This window comes from Streptosporangium sp. NPDC005286 (assembly GCF_040607515.1).
In the GTDB taxonomy this organism is placed as follows: Bacteria; Actinomycetota; Actinomycetes; order Streptosporangiales; family Streptosporangiaceae; genus Streptosporangium.
Map to the genome: position 1 here is coordinate 21,235 of NZ_JBEXGU010000040.1, position 25,350 is coordinate 46,584.

Genomic DNA, 25,350 nt, shown 5'->3' on the forward strand with positions numbered 1-25,350 from the left:
CGCCCGCCGGGACCGGCGGTCCCCGCGGGCGGAGGATCCCCGGCGGCGCGGGCGGTGAGACCTCCGCGCCGCGAGCGTCACCAGCCCCGCTCGCGCCACTCGGGCAGGCTGGGGCGCTCGGCGCCGAGCGTGGTGTCCTTGCCGTGGCCCGGATAGACCCAGGTGTCGTCCGGCAGCCGGTCGAAGATCCGCTCTGACACGTCGGCGAAGAGCTGGGCGAACCGCTCGGGATCCTTGTTGGTGTTGCCGACGCCGCCGGGGAAGAGCGAGTCGCCGGTGAACAGGTGGCCGGGGTGGTACAGGGCGATCGAACCCGGGGTGTGCCCGCGCAGGTGGATCACCTCCAGGCCGACCTCGCCGACGGTGATCTCCTCGCCGTGCCCCACCTCCAGGTCCACCGGAACCGGCAGCCCCGGCGCGTCGAGCGGGTGGGCGATCACCGAGGCGCCGGTCGCCCTGGCGACCTCCTCCAGGGCCTGCCAGTGGTCGCCGTGCTGGTGGGTGGTGATGATCTTGCTGATCGGCCGGTCACCGATGAGCTCCAGCAGCCGGTCGGGCTCGGCGGCCGCGTCGATGAGCGCGCCGTCACCGGTCCGGGTGCAGCGGAGCAGGTAGGCGTTGTTGTCGAACGGGCCGACGGTCAGCTTGGCGATCGTCAGGCCGGGCAGTTCACGCAGGTCTGCGGGGCCGCCGACCTGCACATCACCGGTGTACGTCACGGGTTCTCCTCGGATGGTGTCACGGCAGGGCGGGGCGCGGGTGGTGCCCGCCCCCACCCTCATCATTGCCGCCCGGCGGGTGGTGCGGGGCATAAGGGGGGTGCTCCCACTGTTGAAACCGGGGACGACCTGCCACATCCAAGGGAAGACCGTACTCTGGAGAGGGCGGGGAATCCCTGAGCTCCGGACGCCGGCCCGGAAAATTGTCGGTCCCTCTCGCTAGTCTTCCCGCGACCGCTTCCAACCCTCTAAATCGACGTCGGGACTACTGTGGCTGACCGCCTCATCGTGCGTGGTGCACGTGAACACAACCTCAAGGACGTCTCGCTGGACCTCCCGCGAGACTCTCTGATCGTCTTCACCGGGCTGTCCGGCTCGGGCAAGTCCAGTCTGGCCTTCGACACGATCTTCGCCGAAGGCCAGCGCCGCTATGTCGAGTCACTGTCGGCCTACGCGCGGCAGTTCCTCGGGCAGATGGACAAGCCCGATGTCGACTTCATCGAGGGTCTCTCACCCGCGGTGTCGATCGACCAGAAGTCGACGAGCCGCAACCCGCGCTCCACGGTCGGCACGATCACCGAGGTCTACGACTACCTGCGCCTGCTCTGGGCGCGCATCGGCAAGCCGCACTGCCCCCAGTGCGGGCGGGCGATCGCCAGGCAGAGTCCCGAGCAGATCGTCGACCGGGTGATGGAGCTCCCCGAGGGCACCCGCTTCCAGGTGCTCGCCCCGGTGGTCCGCGGCCGCAAGGGCGAGTACGCCGAGCTTTTCAGCCAGTTGCAGGCCAAGGGCTTCGCCCGTGCCCGCGTCGACGGCACGGTGGTCCGGCTGGATGAGCCGCCGACGCTGAAGAAGCAGGAGAAGCACGACATCGAGGTGATCGTCGACCGCCTGGCGGTGAAGGAGGGCGCGAGCAGCCGCCTGACCGGCTCGGTGGAGACCGCCCTGCAGCTGTCGGGCGGGACGATCACCCTGGAGTTCGTCGACCTGCCCGAGGACGACCCGAACCGTGAGCGCTTCTACTCGGAGCACCTCTACTGCCCCTACGACGACCTGTCGTTCGAGGAGCTGGAGCCCCGCTCGTTCTCGTTCAACTCGCCCTTCGGCGCCTGTCCCGAGTGCACGGGCCTGGGCGTCCGCATGGAGGTCGACCCCGACCTGATCGTGCCCGACCCGGAGAAGCCGCTGGGCGAGGGCGCGATCTCCCCATGGGCCGGGGGTCACACCAGCGACTACTTCGTCCGCCTCGTCGAGGCGCTCGGCCTGAACATGGGGTTCAGCCTCGACACCCCGTGGGAGCGGCTGCCGAAGAAGGCGCAGAAGGCCCTGCTCTACGGTCACGACGAGCAGGTCCACGTCCGCTACAGCAACCGCTACGGCCGAGAGCGCTCCTACTACACCACCTTCGAGGGGGCCATCCCCTGGGTGCAGCGTCGCCACGGTGAGTCCGACAGCGACGGCATGCGCGAGAAGTACGAAGGCTACATGCGGGAGATCCCGTGCCCGGCCTGCGAGGGGGCCAGGCTCAAGCCGGTCTCGCTGGCCGTCACGGTCGACGGCCGCTCGATCGCCGAGGTCTCGGCGATGTCGATCGGCGACTGCGCGACGTTCCTGGCGGGGCTGACGCTGTCGGACCGTGACATGCACATCGCCGAGCGGGTGGTCAAGGAGATCAACGCCCGGATGGGTTTCCTGCTCGACGTGGGCCTCGACTACCTGACCATGGACCGGGCCTCAGGCACCCTCGCGGGTGGTGAGGCACAGCGCATCCGGCTCGCCACCCAGATCGGCTCCGGCCTGGTCGGTGTGCTGTACGTGCTGGACGAGCCCTCCATCGGCCTGCACCAGCGCGACAACCAGCGGCTGCTGGAGACCCTGATCAGACTGCGCGACATGGGCAACACGCTCATCGTGGTCGAGCACGACGAGGACACCATCGCCGCCGCCGACTGGGTGGTCGACATCGGCCCGGGGGCGGGCGAGCACGGCGGCCAGGTCGTCGTCTCCGGCACCGTGGCCGACCTGCTGGCCTCGGAGGAGTCGATGACCGGCGCCTACCTGTCCGGCCGCAAGACCATCGCCATCCCTCCCGTACGCCGCAAGCGCGACAGGAAGCGGCAGCTCACCGTGAAGGGCGCCCGCGAGCACAACCTCAAGGGCGTCGACGTGGAGTTCCCCCTCGGGCTGCTGACCGCGGTCACCGGGGTCTCGGGGTCCGGCAAGTCCACCCTGGTCAACGACATCCTCTACAACGCGCTGGCCAAGGAGCTGAACGGCGCGCGCACCGTCCCCGGCCGGCACGCGCGGGTCAACGGGATGGACCTGGTCGACAAGGTCGTGCATGTGGACCAGTCGCCTATCGGCCGCACGCCCCGTTCCAACCCGGCGACCTACACCGGCGTCTTCGACAAGGTCCGTGACCTGTTCGCGCAGACCACGGAGGCCAAGGTCCGCGGTTACCAGAAGGGGCGCTTCAGCTTCAACGTCAAGGGCGGCCGGTGCGAGGCGTGCTCGGGAGACGGCACCCTCAAGATCGAGATGAACTTCCTGCCGGACGTCTACGTGCCCTGTGAGGTCTGCCACGGGGCGCGCTACAACCGGGAGACCCTGGAGGTCCATTACAAGGGCAAGACGATCTCCGAGGTGCTCGACATGCCGATCGAGGAGGCCCTGGGCTTCTTCGACTCCATCCCGTCCATCAAGCGCTACCTGCAGACGCTTTACGACGTCGGCCTGGGGTACGTCAGGCTCGGCCAGCCCGCCACGACCCTGTCCGGCGGTGAGGCCCAGCGCGTCAAGCTCGCCTCCGAACTGCAGCGCCGCTCCACCGGTCGGACGATCTACGTGCTCGACGAGCCCACCACCGGCCTGCACTTCGAGGACATCCGCAGGCTGCTGGGTGTGCTGGGCAAGCTCGTCGACGGCGGGAACACGGTCATTGTCATCGAGCACAACCTCGACGTGATCAAGACCGCCGACTGGCTGATCGACATGGGCCCCGAGGGCGGCTCCAGGGGAGGCAGCGTGCTCGCCGTCGGCACGCCCGAGGACGTCGCCCTGGTCGACGAGAGCCACACCGGCCGCTTCCTGCGCAAGATCCTCGGTACCTGAAGGCCGGATTCAGGGCCGGGCTCCCCCGTCAATACCCTTGACGCGGGAGCCCGGTTCTGACGGGGATGACGTTGCGAGAAGGGCCGCAATGAGCATGCAGGAAACCTCCGCCATGCCTGCGCGCAGGCAGGTGATCGCCGCCGCGGGGGCCGTGGCGTGCGGGGCGGCGCTGGCCGGGTGCGGCAGCGGGGATCCCGCCGCCGCCATCGTGCCGCCGGGGATCAAGGGGAAGGTCATCGCGAGGACCGCCGACATCCCGGTGGGCGGCGGCAAGGTGATCACCAAGTGGAAGATCGTGATCACCCAGCCGACCTCTGGGGTGTTCAGGGCGTTCACGGCGAGCTGCCCGCACCGGGGGTGCGCGGTCGGGAGGGTCGGGGACGGCGTCATCCGCTGCCCCTGCCACGGCAGCGAGTTCGCCGCCGACTCCGGCAAATGCCTCAAGGGCCCGGCGGAGGCGCCGCTGGTCCAGTACGCGCTGAAGGTCGAGGGTGACGGGATCATCGTGGTCTGACGATTCGCGCCGCCTTCTCCTCCAGGGGGCGGATTTGTCGAGCTCGTCGGGCTCGTCGGGGTCGGTTTGCCGGGGCCGAAGTCCGCGATGAGGGTTTCCAGGGGGATTCTCCGAGTGATCCAGAAAGAGCGCCAAGGGGGTAATTCTTCACAGTCTCCTGACACGGCGTACGGCATGCTGAACCGTCATCGGGGTGCCAGCCGTACCTGAAGATGACGATCCTGGAGGAGATGCATGACTGAGACGACACGTCGTACGGTGATATTGGGTGCCGGAGGGGCCGGGGTGGCCGCGGTGCTGACCGCGTGCGGGAGCTCGGAAGAGCCCGCGGCGAGCGGCGGTGACGCCTCGTCGACCGCGTCCTCGCAGGCGCCGGAGGCCGGCGCGGGCGACTCAGGGGCGAACGCCCTGGCCAAGACCGCGGACATCCCCGAGGGGGGTGGCAAGGTCTTCAAGGACCAGAAGATCGTGATCACCCAGCCGGCCGCGGGCCAGTTCAAGGCGTTCAGCTCCGTCTGCACCCACCAGGGATGCGACGTGGACAAGGTCGTGGACGGCACCATCGACTGCCCGTGCCACGGCAGCAAGTTCAAGATCGCTGATGGTTCCGTGGCGGACGGCCCGGCCTCGAAGCCGCTGGAGGAGAAGGCGATCAAGGTGGACGGCGACTCCATCAGCCTCGCCTGAATCCGGTCATGGCTCCGCCGCCGGAAGGTTCGCCCCGGCGGTGAGGCCGCGCGTCACAGGTTCTTCGGGCGGGGTAGGACGTGCCGTGTGCGCGGGGGAGGGATCGGGGCTGCCCGGCCCGCGCACACGGCGGGCCCGGCCGGCGGGCCGGGCGCGGGAATCCCCGGCTTTCGAGCTTCGCGACCTCTGTGTCCCGCGTCGGATGACGACATCGGACACCGACCGGCGGCGATGGGCCGCCAGGGTCTTTTGAGCCTGGCGGACGTCAGGTGGTGATCCGTCCGCGACGGCGCGAGTCCGCGGGCGGAACCGTGCCGGGAAAAGCGTAAGGAAACCTGTCGGTCCGGGCCGATAGGCTTTCTGTGTGGCGAGATCTGTGGGTGGTCCGGCGAGTTTCCGGCCGAAGCCGGGGTCGATCCCCGAGTCCCCCGGCGTCTACCGGTTCAAGGACGCCGGAGGCCGGGTCGTCTACGTCGGCAAGGCCAAGAGCCTGCGCCAGCGGCTCAACTCCTACTTCGCCGACTTCGCGAGCCTGCATCCGCGCACCCAGACCATGCTCACGACCGCCGTGGACGTCGACTGGACCGTCGTCGGCACCGAGGTCGAGGCGCTCCAGCTCGAATACTCCTGGATCAAGGAGTACGACCCGCGGTTCAACGTCAAATACCGCGACGACAAGTCCTATCCCTACCTCGCGGTCACCATGGGGGAGGAGTTTCCCCGGGTCCAGGTGCTGCGCGGGGCCAAACGCAAGGGCATCCGCTACTTCGGCCCCTACTCCCACGCCTGGGCGATCAGGGAGACCGTCGACCTGCTGCTCCGGGTGTTCCCGATCAGGAGCTGCTCGACGGGGGTGTTCCGGCGGGCCGCGCAGGTCGGGCGCCCCTGCCTGCTGGGTTACATCGACAAGTGCTCCGCCCCCTGCGTCGGCCGGGTCACCGCCGAGGAGCACCGGAAGCTGGCCGACGACTTCTGCGAGTTCATGGCCGGCAACACCGGCCGGTTCGTCAAGCGGCTGGAGCGCGAGATGCGCGAGGCCGCCGCCGAACAGGAGTACGAGCGGGCGGCCAGGCTGCGCGACGACATCGGAGCCCTGCAGCGGGCGATGGAGAAGCAGGCGGTGGTCCTCGGCGACAACACCGACTGCGACGTGATCGCCCTTGCGGAGGATCCGCTGGAGGCCGCCGTCCAGGTCTTCTACGTCCGTGACGGGCGCATCAGGGGCCAGCGCGGCTGGGTGGTGGACAAGGTCGAGGAGGCCACGCCCGGCGAGCTGGTCGAGCAGTTCCTCCTGCAGATGTACGGTGACGCGGCCGCCGAGGCGCTGCCCAGGGAGGTGCTGGTCCCCGTCCTGCCCCCCGATACGGAGGCGGTTTCCGAGCTGCTCGGCGAGCACCGCGGGGCCAGGGTGGAGATCAGGGTTCCGCAGCGGGGCGACAAGAGGTCGCTGATGGAGACCGTCGAGCGCAACGCCGTGGAGTCCCTGAAACAGCACAAGCTCAGGCGGGCCAGCGACCTGACCGCGCGGAGCAGGGCGCTGCAGGAGGTCGCCGACGCCCTCGGCCTGGACCAGGTGCCGCTCCGCATCGAGTGCTACGACGTCTCCCACATGCAGGGCACCGACGTGGTGGCCTCCATGGTGGTGTTCGAGGACGGCCTGGCCCGCAAGAGCGAGTACCGCAGGTTCTCGGTGCGCTCCACCGAGGGCGACGTCGCCTCCATCTACGAGGTGATCTCCCGACGCTTCAAGCGCTACCTGGAGGAGCGCTCGGCCACCGGGGATCTCGACGCCGACGCCATGGCAGAGCCCGGCGAGGGGCCGGGCGAGGGACTGCGGACGCCGGGCATCGACCCGGAGACCGGCAAGCCGCGCAAGTTCGCCTACCCGCCCAACCTGGTCGTCGTCGACGGCGGGCCCGCGCAGGCCGCGGCGGCCCGCAGGGCGCTCGACGAACTGGGCGTCGACGACGTGGCGGTGTGCGGCCTGGCCAAACGGCTGGAGGAGGTCTGGCTGCCCGGTGAGGACCTGCCGGTGATCCTCGCCCGCTCCAGCGAGGCCCTTTACCTTCTTCAGCGGGTACGCGACGAGGCTCACCGCTTCGCCATCACCTACCATCGATCCAAGCGGTCGAAGAGCGTCAAGGAAAGCGCTCTGGACGAGGTTCCCGGACTCGGCCCGGCCCGCAGGCAGGCGTTGATCAAGCATTTCGGATCGGTGAAACGGCTGCGGGAGGCGACCGCGGCGCAGATCTGCGAGGTTCCCGGGATCGGCCCCTCGACGGCCGAGACGATCGTGTCGGTCTTGAAGGGGCAGAACCCATGAGCGAAAGAGAGTCCGCGTTCGTCCTCGTCACCGGAATGTCGGGGGCGGGGCGGAGCACCGCCGCCAAGGCTCTGGAGGATCTGGGGTGGTTCGTCATCGACAACCTGCCGCCGGGGCTGCTGTTCGCCATGGCCGAGGAGGCGGGGCGGGTCAAGCTGGCCGCCGACAAGGTGGCCGCGGTGGTCGACGTGCGCAGCCTGGCCTTCACCAGCGACCTCAACAGTGCCATCGAGGAGCTGGAGGGGCGCGGCGTCGGCGTGCGGGTGGTGTTCCTCGAGGCCAGTGACGAGGAGCTGGTCCGCAGGTTCGAGAACGTCCGCCGCCCGCACCCGCTGCAGAGCGACGGCCGGCTGGTCGACGGGATCGCCCGCGAGCGCGGCATCCTGCGTGAGGTCCGGGCCAACGCCGACCTGGTGATCGACACCTCCAACCTCAACGTCCACGAGCTCAGGGGGAAGATCGTCGCCTTCTTCGGTGGCGAGGACCGTCCGGGCCTGCGGGTCAACGTCGTCTCCTTCGGCTACAAGTACGGCCTGCCGGTCGACGCGGACATGGTCGTCGACTGCCGGTTCCTGCCCAATCCCCACTGGGTTCCCGAACTTCGCCCCATGAACGGTCTGGACGCGCCCGTACGGGAGTACGTTCTCAACCAGGCGGGTGCGAAGGAACTTCTGGACGCCTACGACGAGGTGTTCGCCATCATCGCCTCCGGCTACACCCGCGAGGGCAAGAGCTACGCCACGCTCGCCGTCGGCTGCACCGGGGGCAAGCACCGCAGCGTCGCCATGGCCGAGCAGATCGGCGGCCGGCTGCGGGATCGGGGTGGCATGGAGGTGCAGGTAAGCCATCGGGATGTGGGCCGGGAGTGAATGAAGGTCTCAAGGTCGTCGCGCTGGGTGGAGGACACGGGCTGTACGCCTCGCTGTCGGCACTGCGGAGGGTCACCTCCCGGCTGACGGCGGTGGTCACCGTGGCCGACGACGGAGGCTCCAGCGGCCGTCTCCGCCGCGAGTTCGGCGTGCTGCCCCCGGGAGACCTGAGGATGGCGCTGGCCGCCCTGTGCGGTGACGACGAGTGGGGCCACACCTGGAGCGAGGTCGTCCAGCATCGCTTCCGCAGCGACGGTGACCTGAACGGCCACGCGATCGGCAACCTGCTGATCGTGGCGCTCTGGGAGCGCCTGGGCGACACGGTCGCCGGACTCGACTGGCTCGGGCGGCTGCTCGGCGCGCACGGGCGGGTGCTGCCGATGTCCTCGGTGCCACTCGACATCGCCGCCGAGGTGGAGCTGGACGGCCTGGTGAGCACGGTGCGCGGCCAGGTGGCCTGCGCGCTCACCCCGGGCCGGGTCCGGGCCATCTCGCTGGTCCCCGAGGACCCGCCGGCGTGCCCCGAGGCCGTCGAGGCGGTCCTCGACGCCGACTGGGTGGTGTTCGGCCCCGGCTCGTGGTTCACCAGCGTGCTGCCCCACCTGAAGGTGCCCGAGCTGGCCGAGGCGTTGCACACCACCCGCGCGCGGCGCCTGGTCGCGCTGAACCTCGCTCCCCAGGCGGGGGAGACCGACGGTTTCTCCCCCCAGAAACACCTGGAGGTGCTGCGCCAGCACGCGCCCTCCCTGGAGGTGGACGTGGTCGTCGCGGACACCGGCGTGGCCGACGACGGTGAGGAGCTGGAGAAGGCCGCGGCCGGTCTCGGCGGGAGGCTGGTCCTGGCCTCCGTGGCGGATGAGGACGGCTCGCCGCGACACGATGCACAACGTCTTGCCTCCGTCCTGGACGAGATTTTCCGTGCGAAGCGTTGATCCTGGTCAGCGGTGCCCAGGAGTGCGAGAAACTGCTGTGAGCCCGATTCATCTCGAGCCGCATGGGGTCTGTATGGGGGAGGACGAACGCGCATGGCGATGACAGGTGTGGTCAAGGACGAGCTGAGCAGGTTGACGGTCCTGAAGCCTTGCTGCCGTAAGGCCGAGGTGTCGACGCTGCTGCGGTTCGCGAGCGGGTTGCACCTGGTGAGCGGCCGGATCGTGATCGAGGCCGAGCTGGACACCAACGTCACCGCCCGGCGGCTCATCAAAGACATCGGTGAAGTTTTCGGGCACAAGGCGGAGGTGCTCGTGCTGGCCCCGGCAGGGTTGCGCAAGGGATCGCGCTACCTCGTGCGGGTCTACCGCGACGGGGAGGCGCTGGCCCGCCAGACCGGCCTGATCGACAATCACGGGCGCCCGGTCCGCGGCCTGCCCCGCCAGGTCGTCGCCGGGGCGGCCTGCGATGCCGAGGCGGCCTGGCGGGGGGCGTTCCTGGCGCACGGCTCGCTCACCGAGCCCGGGCGCTCGATGTCGCTGGAGGTCACCTGCCCGGGGCCCGAGGCGGCGCTCGCGCTGGTCGGGTCGGCGCGGCGGCTGAAGATCCATGCCAAGGCCCGCGAGGTGCGCGGCGTCGACCGGGTGGTGGTCCGTGACGGCGACGCCATCGGCGCGCTGCTGACCAGGCTGGGCGCCCACGACAGCGTGCTGGCCTGGGAGGAGCGGCGGATGCGCCGCGAGGTCCGGGCGACGGCCAACCGGCTGGCCAACTTCGACGACGCCAACCTGCGCCGCTCGGCCCGCGCCGCGGTCGCCGCCGGAGCCAGGGTCCAGCGGGCACTGGAGATCCTCGGGGAGGAGGCCCCGGAGCACCTGGTGATCGCCGGCCGCCTGCGGGTGGAGCACAAGCAGGCGTCCCTGGAGGAGCTCGGCCAGCTCGCCGACCCGCCCCTGACCAAGGACGCCATCGCCGGTCGCATCCGCCGCCTGCTGGCCATGGCCGACAAGCGCGCTCAGGACATCGGCATCCCCAACACCGAGGCCAATCTCACCGTCGACATGCTGGCCCCCTGACGCGCTCCCCGATCCGAAAGGGCGGCGCCGCGCTCCCGGTGACCGCACCGGGAGAGCGGCGGGCCCGGTGCGGCCGCGGCTCCGGTACGTGCCGTCAAAGCCCGCTCAGGGCTGCTTCCTGGGAGCGAAGTAGTCCACCCGGTCGGCCTCGTCCGGCTGCGGGACGGACGAGGCGGCGTGGGCTTCGCGGGCGGCCTTGACTCTTCTGCTCACGAAGCCGAAGCCCGCGTAGGCGGCGATCGCCCAGAACAGCAGTGACTTGGGATCGTGCCTGAGATCCTCGGGGAAGGTGTTGAGAACCTGGGTCAGCGCCGAGCCGTAGTCGTCGCCGGAGGCTCGTACCCAGATGATCACGTATCCGGCGACCTGGCCGAGCGCGGCGCCGATCAGGGAGAAGAGGGCGGCCAGCGGCGGCAGCACCGGGCTCGTCGGCCTGACCGCCATCATGGCGAGGCCGACGAGGAGACCGACGCCGATGGCGGCGAAGCCGATCTCGTACCCGCTGAAGCCGATGAGCGCGCCGTAGGCCGCGGCACCGACCACGGTGGCGCCGAGACCGGTAAAAATACCTGGTAGAAGCCCGTTTGCCAGATGTGGATCGTTATCCGTCATGACAGCTCCTCGTGAGGTCTAAGGGATTTCCGGTGACGGGTCGGGCACTCTACTTGAATGGGGCGATACCTGTTCATGGGTTAAGGAATAACGGACCTCCCCCCTCCAGTGGTCTACACCAATTTAGGTCCGATAAGGTTCGTGGTTGAGGTTTCAGCCCGCCCCAAGTCGCCGGTCCTCACGACTGGCGCACCGACGTACGAGGAGATCGGCACCGTGACCATCCGCGTAGGCGTCAATGGATTCGGCCGCATCGGCCGCAACTTCTGGCGCGCGGTCGCTGCCAGCGGCAAGGACATCGAGATCGTGGCGGTCAACGACCTGACCGACAACGCCACGCTCGCCCACCTGCTGAAGTACGACAGCATTCTTGGCCGCCTGCCGTACGAGGTGAAGAGCACCGCCGACGAGATCATCGTCGACGGCAAGACCATCAAGGCCTTCGCCGAGCGCGACCCCGCCAAGCTGCCCTGGGGTGACCTGGGTGTGGACGTCGTGGTGGAGTCGACCGGCTTCTTCACCGACGCGAACAAGGCCCGAGTGCACGCCGAGAACGGCGCCAAGAAGGTCATCATCTCGGCTCCGGCCAAGAACGAGGACGTCACCGTCGTGATGGGCGTCAACCACGACAAGTACGACCCGGCCAAGCACACGGTCATCTCCAACGCCTCCTGCACCACCAACTGCCTGGCGCCGATGGCCAAGGTCCTCAACGACACCTTCGGTATCGAGAAGGGTCTGATGACCACCATCCACGCCTACACGCAGGACCAGAACCTGCAGGACGCCCCGCACAGCGACCTGCGCCGCGCCCGCGCCGCCGCGATCAACATCGTGCCGACCTCGACCGGTGCGGCCAAGGCCATCGGCCTGGTGCTGCCCGAGCTCAAGGGCAAGCTCGACGGTTACGCGCTGCGGGTGCCGATCCCCACCGGCTCGGCCACCGACCTCACCGTCGAGGTCGGCCGCGAGACCACGGTCGAGGAGGTCAACGCCGCACTCAAGGCCGCGGCCGAGGGCGAGCTCAAGGGCTACCTCACCTACACCGAGGACCCGATCGTCTCCTCCGACATCGTCACCGACCCCTCGTCCTGCATCTTCGACTCCGCCCTCACCAAGGTGATCGGCAACCAGGTCAAGGTCGTCGGCTGGTACGACAACGAGTGGGGCTACTCCAACCGTCTCGCCGACCTCATCGAGCTGGTCGGCGCCGACCTCTGATGAAGGACATCTCCGAGTTCGACGTGGACGGTCGGCGCGTCCTGGTACGCGCCGACCTCAACGTCCCCCTGGAGGGGGACGTCATCACCGACGACGGCCGCATCCGCGCCTCGGTGCCGACGATCGAGGAACTCGCCCGCAAGGGCGCCCGCGTGATCGTCGTCGCGCACCTGGGGCGTCCCAAGGGCAAGCCGAACCCGGAATACTCCCTGGCCCCCGTCGCCAAGCGGCTGGGTGAGCTCCTGGGCGCGGACGTCGCCTTCGCGACCGACGTGGTCGGGAAGTCGGCCCAGGAGGTCGTGGAGGCGCTTCAGGACGGCCAGGTGGCCCTGCTGGAGAACCTGCGCTTCGAGCCCGGCGAGGAGTCCAAGGACGACGCCGAGCGGGCCGAGTTCGCGGCCAGGCTGGCCGCTCTCGCCGACCTCTACGTGGGCGACGGCTTCGGCGCGGTGCACCGCAGGCACGCCAGCGTCTACGACGTGCCCGCCCTGCTGCCGCACGCCGCGGGCCGGCTGGTCCTGGCCGAGGTCGAGGTGCTCAAAAGGCTGACCGAGACCACCGAACGGCCGTACGTCGTGGTGCTGGGCGGCGCGAAGGTCTCCGACAAGCTCGGGGTCATCGGCAACCTGCTCACCAAGGTCGACAGGCTTCTCATCGGCGGCGGCATGGCCTACACCTTCCTGAAGGCACAGGGGTACGAGGTGGGCGGGTCGCTGCTCCAGGAGGACCAGCTCGACCAGGTGCGGGGCTTCCTGGACGAGGCGGCCAAGCGCGGCGTGCAGCTCGTCCTGCCGGTCGACGTGCTGGCGGCCACCGAGTTCGCCGAGGACGCCGAATACGAGGTGGTCGACGCCACCGCGATCCCGGCCGACCGCCAGGGCCTCGACATCGGCCCGCGCACCCGCGAGCTGTTCGCGAGCAAGCTGGCCGACGCCGAGACCGTGTTCTGGAACGGCCCGATGGGCGTCTTCGAGTTCGAGGCGTTCTCCGGCGGAACCCGCGCGGTCGCCGAGGCGTTGATCGGCTCGGAGGCCTTCACGGTCGTCGGCGGGGGAGACTCGGCCGCCGCCGTGCGCAGACTCGGCCTGCCCGAGGACGGGTTCTCGCACATCTCCACCGGTGGCGGGGCCAGCCTGGAATACCTGGAGGGCAAGACCCTCCCCGGACTTGTGGCGCTGGAGAGGTAGAAGTCAAATGAGCACCGCTCGCAAGCCGCTCATAGCCGGCAACTGGAAGATGAACCTCAACCACCTTGAGGCCATCGCCCACACCCAGAAGCTCGCCTTCGCGCTGGGCGACAAGGACTTCGACCGGGCCGACGTGGCCGTGCTGCCGCCCTTCACCGATCTGCGCAGCGTGCAGACCCTGGTGGACGGCGACAAGTTGCGGATCCTCTACGGTGCCCAGGACCTGTCGCAGCACGACGGCGGCGCCTACACCGGTGAGATCTCCGGGGCCATGCTCGCCAAGCTCGGCTGCACCTTCGCCACGATCGGGCACTCCGAGCGCCGCCAGTACCACCACGAGGACGACGACGTCGTCAACGCCAAGGTGCAGGCGGCCTACCGGCACTCGCTCACCCCCATCCTGTGTGTGGGGGAGGGGCTGCCGGTGCGCCAGGCGGGCGGCCAGGTGGCCTACAGCCTCGCGCAGCTCGAAGGGGCGCTTCGCAAGGTCACCGCCGAGCAGGTCGCCTCAATCGTGCTCGCCTACGAGCCCGTCTGGGCGATCGGCACCGGCGAGGTGGCCACCCCCGACGACGCGCAGGAGGTCTGCGGGGCCCTCCGGGAGCGACTCGCCGAGCTGTACGACACCGATGTGGCCGCGGGTGTCCGTATCCTTTACGGTGGGTCGGTCAAGTCTGACAACATCGCGGGCATCATGGCACAGCCCGATGTCGACGGTGCCCTGGTCGGTGGCGCGAGCCTCGATGCCGGGGAATTCGTCAAAATTTGCCGTCTTGGCGAATTGTCGAGTTGACTGCTCCATTTGGGGGGTGTGATTTGACAGCACGTCATACCCTCTTAGAGCAGGTTTGAATCGTCACGCCTCTGGCGTACACAAGGGTCGTGCCCGGACGCGGGACACGCGCACATAGGGAACAGGTCAACGGTGACAATCGGAATCTCCATCGCCCTCATCCTGTCGAGCTTGCTGATGATGCTGCTCGTCCTGCTCCACAAGGGCAAGGGCGGTGGTCTCTCGGATCTGTTCGGTGGCGGTTTCTCGTCGTCGTTCGGAGGCTCCTCCGTGGTGGAGCGCAACCTTGACAGGCTCACCGTCATCACCGGTGTGGTCTGGTTCGTCTGCATCATCGCGCTGGGCCTGCTCCTGAGGCCCTGACCCGGCTTCGACAGGCGTGACAGTGGTTCAGTCCCCGCATCCCCAAGCGGCGGGGCCATCGAGCAAGGAGTTCATCCGTGGGTAGTGGCAACGCGATCCGTGGCAGCCGTGTCGGTGCCGGCCCGATGGGGGAGGCGGAGCGTGGCGAGGCGGCCCCCCGTGTGCGGGTCCCTTTCTGGTGCGCGAACATGCATGAGACGCGCCCCAGTTTCGCCAGCGACGCGGCCGTTCCCGAGTTCTGGGACTGCCCCCGGTGTGGTCTCCCCGCAGGTCAGGACGAGGCCAACCCGCCCGCGCCGCCGCGTAACGAGCCTTACAAGACGCACCTCGCGTATGTGAAGGAACGTCGCAGCGACAAGGACGGCGCACAGATCCTGGCCGAGGCCCTGGAGCGGCTGCGCTCCTCCTCGCGCCCGATCTACTAGCCGCTCGGCTTACAGCACGACCCTGGAAGGCTCCTGCGGAGATCATCCGCGGGGGCCTTTCGTATGCCCGGCGGCTCACCGAACGCTCGGCCTCGGCGCAGGCGCAGGCGACCGCCCCTTCCCGATCATTCCATCGCCTTTTACGCTTGGGTGAGCACATCCAGAGGCACGTCATGGCGGACGATTCTGGCTGCCGGCATGACGCCGCGCCCACCTGGCGGAGGCGAGTGAATGAGCACGGTGGCCGAAGAGCCGGAATCCTCCCGTCCGTCTTCCGGAGATCTGGCCGAGCTGGCCGCCTCGCTGCCGAACCCGCCCGACGACGCAGTGGTCCGGGTGCTGATCGGCCGGGGCGCGGAGTCCGGTGCGTCGCTCGCCGCGCTCGTCGCCGGCGGAGACCTGGACGACCTCGCCGACGCGGATCGGGCGGTGGCAGGCGAGCTGGCGGCGCACGCGGTGCTGTCCACGATCACCTCCGACGCCGCCGAGCGGGCGGGACTCATCGAGGCCGGGCTGGCGACGCCCGGTGCGGTCGCGGCCCTGCCCCGCGCCGAGTTCCGTGCCGTCGCGGGCGCGCTCGGCGAGCGGACGGCTGATCGCCTCCATGGCGTGGCCACCGCCCAGGCCGCGGTCCTGAACGGCCTCGCGACGGCGCGCAGGGTTGACGGTCTCGGGCGATCGGCCGCCGACGGCGCCGACTGCGGCTGCTCGGACTGCCTGGCGGCGACCAGCCCGCTGGCGTACCTGGCCGATCTGCTCGGCTACGCGGGACAGCGACTCGGCTACGCGGAGAGCGGCGGCCTGGCCGTCGGCGCGTTCGGGGCGGCCCGGATCGAGGAGCTGATCCGGCAGCCGCTCAAGGACTTGGCCGCCGACTGCGACGCCGGCGAGCAGGACGTCAACCAGGTACGGCTCTGCGTGGAGAGCCTGCTCCGCCTCATCGGCCGGGAACTGCGTGAGCGGCCGGACGTCGCGCCCTTCGGCCTGCGGCACCGGATCAGCTACGTGTTCGCCGCCGACCTGGACGGCGACCTCCAGGACGAGCTGGTGATCGGGTTCGACCACGACCCCCTGTGCCTGACGTCGACCGAGCCGGAGCCCCGGTCCGGGTTCTGGGTGATGCGCCTGGACAAGGCGACCGGACGCTGGGGGCATCTGCGGCCGCGGCCGGGACCGCTGGCGGAGGCGTTCCTGTTCCCACCCGGTGTGCGCGCGTCCTCGGGCTTCGGCGCCCGGCTGCGGCCCGACGACGACCCGTCGCTGCGCGCCGAGCGCGCCCAGGCGGTCTTCCTGCTGGACGAGCCCGGCCAGGACGCGCAGCGGCTGTGGGCGCTCGGCTACGACCCGAAGGCCGACGACGACGCCTGGCAGCACGTGTCGCCGCACATCGTCGATGCCGTGGGCGCCGACCTGGCCTTCCCGCCGTGGGCGACGGGCCGGATCTTCGCCGCCGACGTGGACGCGGACGGTCGCGACGAGCTGGTCTCGTACGGTGAGGCGCCACCCGCGTCGCCCGGCGGCCCGCCGCGGACGAGCGCCTTCTGCGTGTACGACCTCGTGGGCCGCGACTGGCGGGCGCTCGCCCCGCCGGACAGTCCCGACGACGTGGCGTTCGTCTGCGCCGACGCGGCCATGTGGCCGTACCCGGTGCGGAGCGCGGCGGGCGGGCACGTCAGCCAGACCGGGGGCCACGAGATCGTCGCCATCCCCGACGCCCCGGGGAACTTCGGCAACAATCTGTGGATCTTCACCTACGACCCGGCAGCCGAGCGGTGGTCGCACCTGGTCCAGAACAGCGGGCTGGATCTCGAGGCCGACCTCGACGCCGACCCGATCAGGCCCTTCGCCACCGACATCGCGCTGGTGGGGAGCGTCACCGGGCTCAACAGCACCGAGGTGGTCGTCGCGCCGCGGCCGTGGCCGGGCGCCGACGTCAACCGGTTCACCGTCTTCCGCCACACGGCCCCGGAGCCGGGTGACCCGTTCACCGAGATCGGCGTGATCGACTGCGCGCCCACCGAGTTCGGCCCGATCGACGTGGCGCTGCTCGCCGACGTCGACGACGACTCCCGCGACGAGCTCGTCGTGCTCTCCCACCGGCGGATCGCGCCAGGCCGCGAGGAGTACTGGGCCTGGGTCATGACCAGCGAGGACGACGGCACCTGGCGTCACCTGTCCCCGATCCCCGGCCACGGGTCCGGGGCCGACCTGGTGTGGACCGCGGACGGAGGGATGCCCGCGCCGACCGTGCTGGCCGCGGACGTCGACGGCGACGGCTGCCCCGAGCTGGTCTTCGCGGGCGGCGACTCGGCGCAGATCTGGGTGCTGAAATACGGCGAGGCCGGATGGCGGCACCTGTCGCCGGTCATCCCGGCCGACGTGGACGTCGGCTACCTGCGGTCGGCCTACGAGCGCCTGCTGGCCGAGCACGGGACCTCCTACGAGGAGATCAGGCAGGCGAGGGGCGCGGCCCCCGGAGACCGGCGAAGGCTCGCCGAGCGGCTCGGCCTCCCCCTCGGCGGGGCGCGGCCCGACACGCTGGACGAGCTCATGCTGGACGGGGCCGGGCTGAGCCAGGATCGGCTGGAGGAGCTGTTCGGCCTGCCGTCCTTCCTCCGCGACCCGCTGGGGGACGGGCTGACGCTGGGCGGCGACCGGGCCCGGGTGTCGCGCTGGCGCGTGGACGGCGCCCACTGGTCCGCCGACCCGGCGTCCACGGCCACCACCGGCGACGGCAGGCTGCGGCTGGAGGTGGATCGGCTGGACGCCCGGCGGGTGCTGGCCGTCCTGCGCCGCGACGACGGGATCGTGGTCGCCGAGGGAGAGGGGGAGCGATCGGGCCCGATCGGTCTCGCCGAGCGCATGGGCAGCGGGGTGTCAGCCACGATCGCGCTCAGCGGTGAGGGCCGGATCACCGACGCGGAGCTCGTCGTCTTCCCCCGCCTCGCCGTACGGCGATGGGAGTGGCTGCGGCGGCAGTGGGACGCCGAGGACGAGCCCGCGGACGGCTACCTGGACGAGCCGCCCGAGGGCGCCGAGCCGCTGCCCGTCGTCGACCCGGACCTGATCGGTCCCGACGACTTCCGCGTGCCGCTGCCCAAGGCCGCGGCGGGCGACCCGGACGGGGCGTACGACCTGTGGCTGGCCCGCCGCGCCTGGATCGACGGGATACTCGGGGACCTCCGCGCGGTCGAGGCCGCCCACCTGGGCGGCCCCCCGGTGGAGTCGATGGACGCCGTGCTCGCCACGCTGCGCCCGTCCGGCGGGCAGCCCCCGGCGGGCTTCCCATGGCGGGACGCCCCCGACCTGGCCGGGCTCGTCGCGCTCGGCACCCGGCTGCGCGCCGGCGTGGCGGACGCGGCGCGGACCGTGCGCGCGGTGCTCAAGCTGACGCCGGACGCCTTCCTCCGCATCCTCGCCCTGCGCGACTCCGCCGCCCGTGGCGTGCCGCCGAGCCCTCCCGAGCTCGCCGAGCTGCGCTCGATCTGCGTCCTGGCCCATCGGAACGGCAGGGTGGGCGCCTGGCGTCAGGAGGAGAAGGACCGCGGCGTGCGGCTCGACTCCGCCACCTTCGCCGCCGCCGCGCCGCCCGAGGGGGAGTGGCCGCCGGAGCGCGACCCGACCCTGCCTCTGGTCGACCCGGACCTCGTGACGCTCACCGACCTGCCGGCGGGAGACGCCGGAGCGGCCGCCAGGGAACTATGGCACCGCCGCGCGGCGCTGCTCGCCGCCAACGCCGACGCCGTGCGCGCGGCGGGCACCTGGACCGCGCGGCTCGACGAGGCGCTCGGCGCGCCGCCCGCCGGGGAGCCGCCCTGGCCGGAGTGGATCGCCGCCCGCGCGGCCGAGCTGGAGGGGGCCGACCCCGGCACCGCCGAAGCCGCGGCCGCCGCCGTGCTCGTCCGCACCGGTCTCGGCGTCGCGCCGTTCCTACGGCTCGCGGCGACGACGGCCCGCGACGCGCAGGGCGTCCCCCTGGGCGAGGCGGAGGCCGCCGACGGCGTGCGGAGCCTGGCCGCGGCGAGGAAGACCAGGCTGCTGTTCCCCGAGTGGGCGGACGAGGAGACCCGGGCCGGGCTCGCGTACTGGAACGCCAGGCGGGCGCGGCTTCCACGGCACCGGGCCACCGCCGACGACCGTGAGGCGTGGCGGGCCGCCCTCGCCGCGCGCACCCGCGATCCCGTGGTCGATTCCGACCGGCTGCCGAGGGGGTGGCTGCGCAACACCGCGAGCCGCGCCGGACGGCTCCGCGACCACCGCGGCTCCTTGCTGTACCAGCGGGAACAGGCGCTGCGTCAGTTGATGGCCGGCGCGGCCCGGCCGCTGGAGGCCGTCGACGGCGTGCTGCTGGCGACCCTTTGGAGTGACGAGGAGCGGGCCCGCGTGCGCGCCGACCTCACCCGCCGGCGTGTCGTGACCGGCGCGTCGAGCCCCGCCGGGGTGGTCGACACGATCGTCAGGCAGGTGCTCGGCCAGGCCGGGAACCGGCTGCCCGCGCTCCTGACGGCCCTGGACGCGGGCGCCGACGCTGCCGACGAGGCCCGTCGCGAGATCCTCGACGACCTGGGCTTCCCCGGCGTTGACGCGTTCCGCGACCTGATGGCGACACGTGCCGCGGCGACCACGCCGCCCGGTACATGGGACCGCTTCGACACCACCGTCACCCATCTGGCCCTGGTCGGCCGCCTGACCGGCGCGAACAGGCTCACCGCTGAGTGGGGAGGAAGGCTCGCCGACCGGCTGGCCCCGCTGCGCCTCACCCCCGCGACCCTGCGCCGGCTGCTGACCGTCAGAAGGCTGGCGTCCTCCGGCGTCCCGGTCCTGGCGGCCGAGCTGGACGAAGTGATCGCCGCGGGCCTGCGCGCGGAGAAGGAGAGGCGGTACGGGCTGTGGCGGGAGGAGGAGAGGCGGCGGACCGGCGGCGGCGGGCCGGTACGGCTCGGCCCCGACTTCTTCGCGCCCCCCGGCGGCACCCCCGGCGGCGACGGTCTCGCGTCGCTGCGGCAGCCCTGGGCGGCCGGGCGGGTGAGCGAGGCCGAGATCACCCGCTGGCACCGCGCCTACGCCGCCCGGGCCGAGCAGCACCGCCGGGTGCTGGACGGCGTGGCCGGCGCCGTGCGGCTCGCCGAGGAGACCGCGCTGCCCCGCTACCGCGACGACCTGCTCGCCGCGCTGCCGACGGCCGGAGACGGCGCCGCCTGGGCCGCAGACCATCTGCTCGTGGACGTCACCGAGTCGGGCACGCGCCGCACCACCAGGGCCGGGCACGCCATCGACACCGTCCTCGCACTGCTGTGGTCGGTCCGCACCGGGCAGCTCGCCGACACCTACCCGGCACTCTCGGCGCAGGCGCCGACCTTCGATCAGGACTGGCGGTGGATCGGATCGTACGCGACCTGGCGGTCGGCGATCCTCGTCCACCTCTACCCGGAGAACCTGCTGCGCCCCACGCTCCGCCGCACGCGCAGCCCCGCCATGAGCGAGGCGCTGGCGCAGGTTAGGGACGCCCGTCAGCTCGCACTCACGGCGGCCCGCAGGATCGCGGCCGGATACGGCGCGTACTTCCGGGACCTGTGCGACCTCGACCTCGCACCGGGCCGGTTCCTCTGCGCGGCCGCGCCGTCCTGGGCGAGGCCAGCCGAGCTGGACGGCGCCGGCGGCTGCGAGTTCGTCGTCGCCTCCAGCGCGGGCTCGGGCAAGGTGTACTGGTGCGCGCGGAACGCCGCCGACACCGGGCAGAGCCACTGGACCCGGCTGGCCGCGTTCCCGTCCCCGCCCTCCGCCCTGATCGGCGCGACCGTCTACCTCCCTCCGCCCTCGTCCGGCGACCCCCAGGGCTGGCTGTACGTGTTCGCGCTGGTCGCCGACGGGCGGGAGACCCGGCTGGTCTTCACCCGGCGGGACCTGAGAACCGGGGCGTGGGACGAGCAGCAGGAGCTGGAGTCGCCGGCCAAGACGGACCCGTACGCCGCCTTCGTGCTGTCCCGGGCCGTCAGCCAGCCGCCCGCGCTCGGGTTCGAGTTCACCGGCCGCGACCAGTCGGACCCGAGGGGCCGCCGCCACATCGCCACGATGAACCTCAAGGGCACGGTCTGGAACCGGGACGGCATCGCCCCCGCGCGGGTGGAGGACGGCTGGGACACCCTCGCCACGGTCAACCCGCGCGCCCGGGCCCGCCTGCTCCTGGCGGCCGACGTGGACGGCGACGGCCACCAGGAGATCGTGGTGGTCCCCCACGAGGCCGGACCCGTCGAGGTGCTCAAGGTCCTGTACGACGCGGACGCCCCGCCGGGGCGGCGTCACACCGTGGTGTCGCTCGGCCTGACCACGGCGGAGGCCGAGCCCGGGTCACATGTCTGCGCCGCGGACTTCGACGGCGACGGCGCCGACGAGATCGCCTGGACCCTGGAGAACAGGTTCGGCGTCGGCGACCCCGGCCGCGGCACGGCGATCCTGGTGCAGCGCTACGCCGACCCGCTGACCGGCTTCGAGCCGATGGCGCTGAGCGGCGCGGCGAACGGCGCGAGCATCCGCCTGTCCACCCACGAGAACGCCATCGCGGAGTTCCTCGTCGCGGGCCGGCTCGGGCAGGCCGCCAAGGCCGCCCTGGTGGTGGGGAACAGGTCCCATCGAGCCGACCTCCCGAACGGCTTCTTCACGCCTTCCGGGCCGTCGTTCTGGGTCGCGGACCACGCCCAGGGCGCGTTCCGCGTCTCGCCCTCCTACCCGCCGGACCCCGACAACCGCGCCCCCTACGAGTCCGGCGTACTCCGGCTGGCGTTCCGCTCCTCGCCGGAGGTGGCCTACCTGGGCCACGTGTGCGCCGCGGACTTCGACGGCGACGGGCGGGCCGAGGTGGCGGTGTTCCCCAGCGGCCGGACCGGCACCGTCCTGGACCTGTCGGTGGCCAACGACTTCTGGGTCATGGACGTCACGCACGCCGACAGCCGCCTGCGGCAGCTCGGCGTGGTGTCCTCCAACATGTGGTGCACGGTCGGCGACCTGTCCGGGGGGAACGAGGCGGTCGGCGCGCTGGTCGCGGCCGACGTCGACGGCGACGGCCGGCAGGAGCTCGTCGCGCTGCAGTTCACCGAGAACGACTTCGCCGGCGGGCGGCTCTGGGTCGCCGACTTCATCCCGGGCGCCCAGGCCGACCCCGCCGTCGGCGGGCGCTGGGGAGCGCTGCCCGAGATCGCCTTCACGGCCCAGGAGGGCAGGCCCTGCCTCGCCGTGCCCGGAGACTTCGACGGCGACGGCCGCGACGAGCTGGTCCTGTTCGGCCAGAACCGGCGCTGGTACTACCGCTGGGACCAGGGCGGGTGGGTGCGCCGGCAGCCACCGCCCGCGCAGGGGGCGGCGATCGCGGTCGCCGGGCGATTCACCGCCGACCCGCGGGAACTGATCGTCGTCGCGCCGGGCGCGTTCTCCGCCCCGGTCCCCGGAGAGTTCGAGTACTACAGGCAGGGGACGCGGATCGACTCCACCCTGATCCGCCGCTACGAGTCCACTCCCGCGGCCGCGACGCCGCTCACCCTGCTGGGATTCACCCCGGCCACGCCGTTCACGCCGGTGCCGCTGTGCACCCGGATCCCGCTCAAGCCCAGGTACGGCGGGCTGCCACGCGACTGGATCCTCGACGACACCGCGGACCGGAACCGGCGCCGCGCGATGACCCAGAACGCGTTCGAACGGAACGCGGGGCCGGACGCCGCGATGTGGGTCTACCTGTGGGAGGCGTTTCACGACCTGCCGCTCGCCGTCGCGCTGGCCCTGCAGGAGGCGCACGCGTACGAGCACGCCCTCGACTGGTTCCGGCTGGTCTACGACTTCACCCGGCCGGCCGCCCAGCGGAAGATCTTCTACGGCCTGGTCGGGGACGCCCAGGGGGAGGACGAGCGCGCCGAGGCCGATCCCGGCGACTACGCGCGTCGGCTCCTCGCCTGGATCAGCGACCCGCTGGACCCCCACGCCGCCGCGGCCACCCGCCCGCACGCCTACACCCGGGGCGTGCTCCAACTCGTGATCCGCTGCCTGCTCGACCACGCCGACGCCGAGTTCACCCGGGACACCGCCGAGGCGATCGCCCGCGCCCGCATCCTGTATGGCACGGCCAAGGACCTGCTGGACCTTCCGTTGCTGCGGCAGCGGCTGGACGGCTGTGCCGACGTCATCGCGCGCATTCCCCCCGGCGAGCTCCCGGCGGAGCCGTTCCCGCTGGGGAGGGCCGCCGCGGCGCTGACGGCGCTGACGGGGCTGCTGGGCGAGTCCGCGGGGGCGCTTCCGCACATGACCGCGACGCCCGGCCCGGAATACCGCGTCAGCCCCAACCCCGTCCTCAGCGCGCTGCGGCTGCACGCCGAGCTGAACCTCTTCAAGATCAGCACCGGGCGGAACATCTCGGGGCTGCGCCGCGAGCTGGAGGCGTACTCGGCCCCGGCCGACCAGGCGTCCGGGCTGCCGGTGATCGGCGCCGACGGGCAGCTCGTGCTGCCCGCGAACCGGATCACGCCGGCCACGCTGTACCACTACCGGGCCCTGGTCGAACAGGCCAGGCAGCTCGCCGGGCAGGCCCGCGACCTCGAGGCGATGCTGCTCGCCACGCTGGAGAAGCACGACTCCGAGACGCTCAACCTGCTGAGCGCACGCCAGGACCTGCAGATCTCCCGGGCCGGCGTACGCCTGCAGGAGCTGCGGGTCACCCAGGCCGCCGACCGGGTCACGCTCGCCCAGATCCAGGAGGTGGGCGCCCTGTACGAGGCGCGGTACTACCAGGACCTGCTGTCCGCCGGCGAGCTCGACTACGAGCTGGAGGCGCTGCGCTGGCTGGAGGCGGCCTCCTCCTACCAGGTCGCGTCCTCGATCGCGGCGTTCGCGGCCGCCGCCGTGAACGCGGGACAGGCCACGGCGGCGTTCTACGCGGGGCGGACCGCCGAGGGGACCCAGTTCGTCCGGGACGCGTTCGGCAACACCGCCGGGGCGCTGACCAGCCTGGGCGCCAACGCCTCCACGTGGTCGCAGTGGAACTCGATGAGCGCCGGATACGCCCGCAGGCGCCAGGAGTGGGAGTTCCAGCGCAACCGGGCCACGTATGCGAGCCAGGCGGCGACCCAGCAGGTCGCCATCGAACGCGACGGCGTCCGGGTGGCCGAGCAGGAGCGTCTCATCACCGACCTGCAGGCCGGCAACGCCGAGCGGCTCCTGGAGTTTCACCAGCTGAAGTTCACCAGCGCCGAACTGTACGACTGGATGGCGGGCGTGCTGGAGCGCGCCTACCGCTGGGTGCTGCAGCAGGCCACCGGCGTGGCCCAGCTCGCGGCGAGGCAGCTCGCGTTCGAACGCCAGGAGGGCGAGCCTCCGGCGATCCAGGCCGACTACTGGGAGCCGCCCCAGGACGATGCGCTCGCCGCGCTGGCCGGGCAGGGGGAGGGGCCCGACCGGCGGGGCATGACGGGCTCGGCCCGGCTGCTCGCCGACCTGGCCCGGCTCGACCTGTACGCGTTCGAGACCGACCGGCGCAAGCACCAGCTCACCAAGACGATCTCCCTCGCGGCGGTGGCGCCGCTGGAGCTGCAGCGCCTCCGGTCCGACGGCGTGACCGTCTTCACCACGCCGATGAGCCTGTTCGACCGCGACTTCCCCGGCCACTACCTGCGGCTGATCCGCAGGGTGAGCGTGTCCGTGATAGCCCTGGCCCCTCCCTCGGAGGGGGTGCACGCCACGCTGTCCACCACCGGGGTCTCAAGGGTCGTGGTCGGACCCGCCCCGCTCCAGCCGATCACGCTGCGGCGGGCCCCCGAGTCGGTCGCCCTCACCGCGGCGATCAACGCGACGGGCGTGTTCCCCTTCGAGCCGCCCACGGGGATGCGCGACCCCTTCGAAGGGCTCGGCGTGGACACCACCTGGGAGCTGCGCCTGCCGCGGCCGTCCAACGACCTCGGCGACACCCTCGCCGACGTGCTCGTCACAATCGACTACACCGCGCTGGACAGCGACGACCACCGCCGCCAGGTGATCCGCGAGCTCGACGGCGCCGCCTCCGGCGAGCGGGGCCTCAGCCTCCGCTACGACTACCCGGACGCCTGGTGGGACCTGCACAACCCCGAGCAGACCGCCTCCCCCCTGTCGGTCGCGCTCACCACCACCCGCGCAGACTTCCCCGGCAACGTCGACGAGCTCGCCGTCGCCGACGTCGCGCTGCTCCTGTCGGCCGGCGGGCCGCTGCCCGACGAGCTGACCACCCTCCGGCTCCTGTTCACCGAGCAGGGCACGGCGGGGCGTCTGGGAGGCACGGCCTCCCCGGTGGACCGGCTCGTCAGCACCCGCCGCACCAACGGCGGCCCCTGGTTCAGCATGATCGGCAAGTCGCCGGTCGGCCGCTACGAGATCACCCTCCCCGACACCGACGACATCCGTTCCTGGCTGGCCACCGGCGGACTGGACGACATCATGCTCGTCATCTCCTTCCAGGGGCGCACTCCACCGTGGCCCCTGTGAGCTCTGATGGCCCGTGTGAGCTACCG

At 71.5% G+C, this 25,350-nt stretch carries 15 protein-coding genes; 13 read left to right on the top strand and 2 right to left on the bottom strand.

The window, feature by feature from the left end; genetic code table 11:
- Positions 1-77: 77 nt before the first annotated feature.
- The gene (locus ABZU75_RS17175) at positions 78-719 is read right to left on the bottom strand and encodes an MBL fold metallo-hydrolase (protein ID WP_355554953.1); all 642 of its coding nucleotides are present in this window, start codon (positions 717-719) and stop codon (positions 78-80) included.
- Positions 720-989: 270 nt separating this feature from the next.
- On the opposite strand from ABZU75_RS17175, the gene uvrA reads away from it, so the two are divergent.
- The 7 genes from uvrA (at position 990) to whiA (ending at position 10,229) form a co-directional block, all read left to right on the top strand.
- On the top strand, positions 990-3,830 hold the full coding sequence (uvrA, locus tag ABZU75_RS17180; RefSeq protein ID WP_350918755.1) for an excinuclease ABC subunit UvrA: 2,841 nt from the start codon (positions 990-992) through the stop codon (positions 3,828-3,830).
- A gap of 88 nt (positions 3,831-3,918) precedes the next feature.
- Complete coding sequence (locus ABZU75_RS17185) at positions 3,919-4,344, top strand: Rieske (2Fe-2S) protein (RefSeq protein ID WP_355554955.1); 426 nt, start codon at positions 3,919-3,921, stop codon at positions 4,342-4,344.
- Positions 4,345-4,578: 234 nt separating this feature from the next.
- The gene (locus ABZU75_RS17190) at positions 4,579-5,031 is read left to right on the top strand and encodes a Rieske (2Fe-2S) protein (RefSeq protein WP_355554957.1); all 453 of its coding nucleotides are present in this window, start codon (positions 4,579-4,581) and stop codon (positions 5,029-5,031) included.
- 376 nt (positions 5,032-5,407) lie between these two features.
- Positions 5,408-7,354 (top strand): excinuclease ABC subunit UvrC, encoded by a 1,947-nt coding sequence (uvrC, locus tag ABZU75_RS17195; protein WP_355554995.1) that lies wholly within the window; start codon positions 5,408-5,410, stop codon positions 7,352-7,354.
- Positions 7,351-8,223: an RNase adapter RapZ gene (gene rapZ / locus ABZU75_RS17200; protein WP_350918764.1), complete on the top strand. Its 873-nt coding sequence runs from the start codon at positions 7,351-7,353 to the stop codon at positions 8,221-8,223. The genes uvrC and rapZ overlap by 4 nt, the downstream gene beginning before the upstream one ends.
- The gene (gene yvcK / locus ABZU75_RS17205) at positions 8,220-9,155 is read left to right on the top strand and encodes a uridine diphosphate-N-acetylglucosamine-binding protein YvcK (protein WP_350918767.1); all 936 of its coding nucleotides are present in this window, start codon (positions 8,220-8,222) and stop codon (positions 9,153-9,155) included. Before rapZ ends, yvcK begins: the two co-directional genes overlap by 4 nt.
- 93 nt (positions 9,156-9,248) lie before the next feature.
- A complete protein-coding gene (whiA, locus tag ABZU75_RS17210; RefSeq protein WP_030905033.1) occupies positions 9,249-10,229 on the top strand; it encodes a DNA-binding protein WhiA in 981 nt (326 codons plus the stop codon).
- Positions 10,230-10,334: 105 nt separating this feature from the next.
- Here the strand turns inward: whiA and ABZU75_RS17215 are convergent, their stop codons facing one another.
- Positions 10,335-10,841, bottom strand: coding sequence for a hypothetical protein (locus tag ABZU75_RS17215; RefSeq protein WP_355554961.1), 507 nt, complete (start codon positions 10,839-10,841; stop codon positions 10,335-10,337).
- Positions 10,842-11,057: 216 nt separating this feature from the next.
- Here ABZU75_RS17215 and gap point away from each other — a divergent pair, with 216 nt between their 5' ends.
- The 6 genes from gap to ABZU75_RS17245 all read left to right on the top strand — a co-directional run bounded on the left by gap (position 11,058) and on the right by ABZU75_RS17245 (position 25,324).
- Complete coding sequence (gap, locus tag ABZU75_RS17220; RefSeq protein ID WP_350918774.1) at positions 11,058-12,062, top strand: type I glyceraldehyde-3-phosphate dehydrogenase; 1,005 nt, start codon at positions 11,058-11,060, stop codon at positions 12,060-12,062.
- Positions 12,062-13,249 (top strand): phosphoglycerate kinase, encoded by a 1,188-nt coding sequence (locus ABZU75_RS17225; protein ID WP_355554963.1) that lies wholly within the window; start codon positions 12,062-12,064, stop codon positions 13,247-13,249. The genes gap and ABZU75_RS17225 overlap by 1 nt, the downstream gene beginning before the upstream one ends.
- Before the next feature lie 7 nt (positions 13,250-13,256).
- The gene (gene tpiA, locus ABZU75_RS17230; RefSeq protein WP_350918780.1) at positions 13,257-14,042 is read left to right on the top strand and encodes a triose-phosphate isomerase; all 786 of its coding nucleotides are present in this window, start codon (positions 13,257-13,259) and stop codon (positions 14,040-14,042) included.
- A 132-nt stretch (positions 14,043-14,174) separates the two neighbouring features.
- Positions 14,175-14,405 carry a preprotein translocase subunit SecG gene (secG, locus tag ABZU75_RS17235; RefSeq protein ID WP_030905020.1) on the top strand — a complete coding sequence of 77 codons (231 nt, stop codon included), beginning with the start codon at positions 14,175-14,177 and terminating at the stop codon, positions 14,403-14,405.
- A gap of 77 nt (positions 14,406-14,482) precedes the next feature.
- The gene (locus ABZU75_RS17240; RefSeq protein ID WP_012892502.1) at positions 14,483-14,830 is read left to right on the top strand and encodes an RNA polymerase-binding protein RbpA; all 348 of its coding nucleotides are present in this window, start codon (positions 14,483-14,485) and stop codon (positions 14,828-14,830) included.
- A 231-nt stretch (positions 14,831-15,061) separates the two neighbouring features.
- Positions 15,062-25,324, top strand: coding sequence for a neuraminidase-like domain-containing protein (locus ABZU75_RS17245; protein ID WP_355554967.1), 10,263 nt, complete (start codon positions 15,062-15,064; stop codon positions 25,322-25,324).
- Positions 25,325-25,350: the final 26 nt, after the last annotated feature.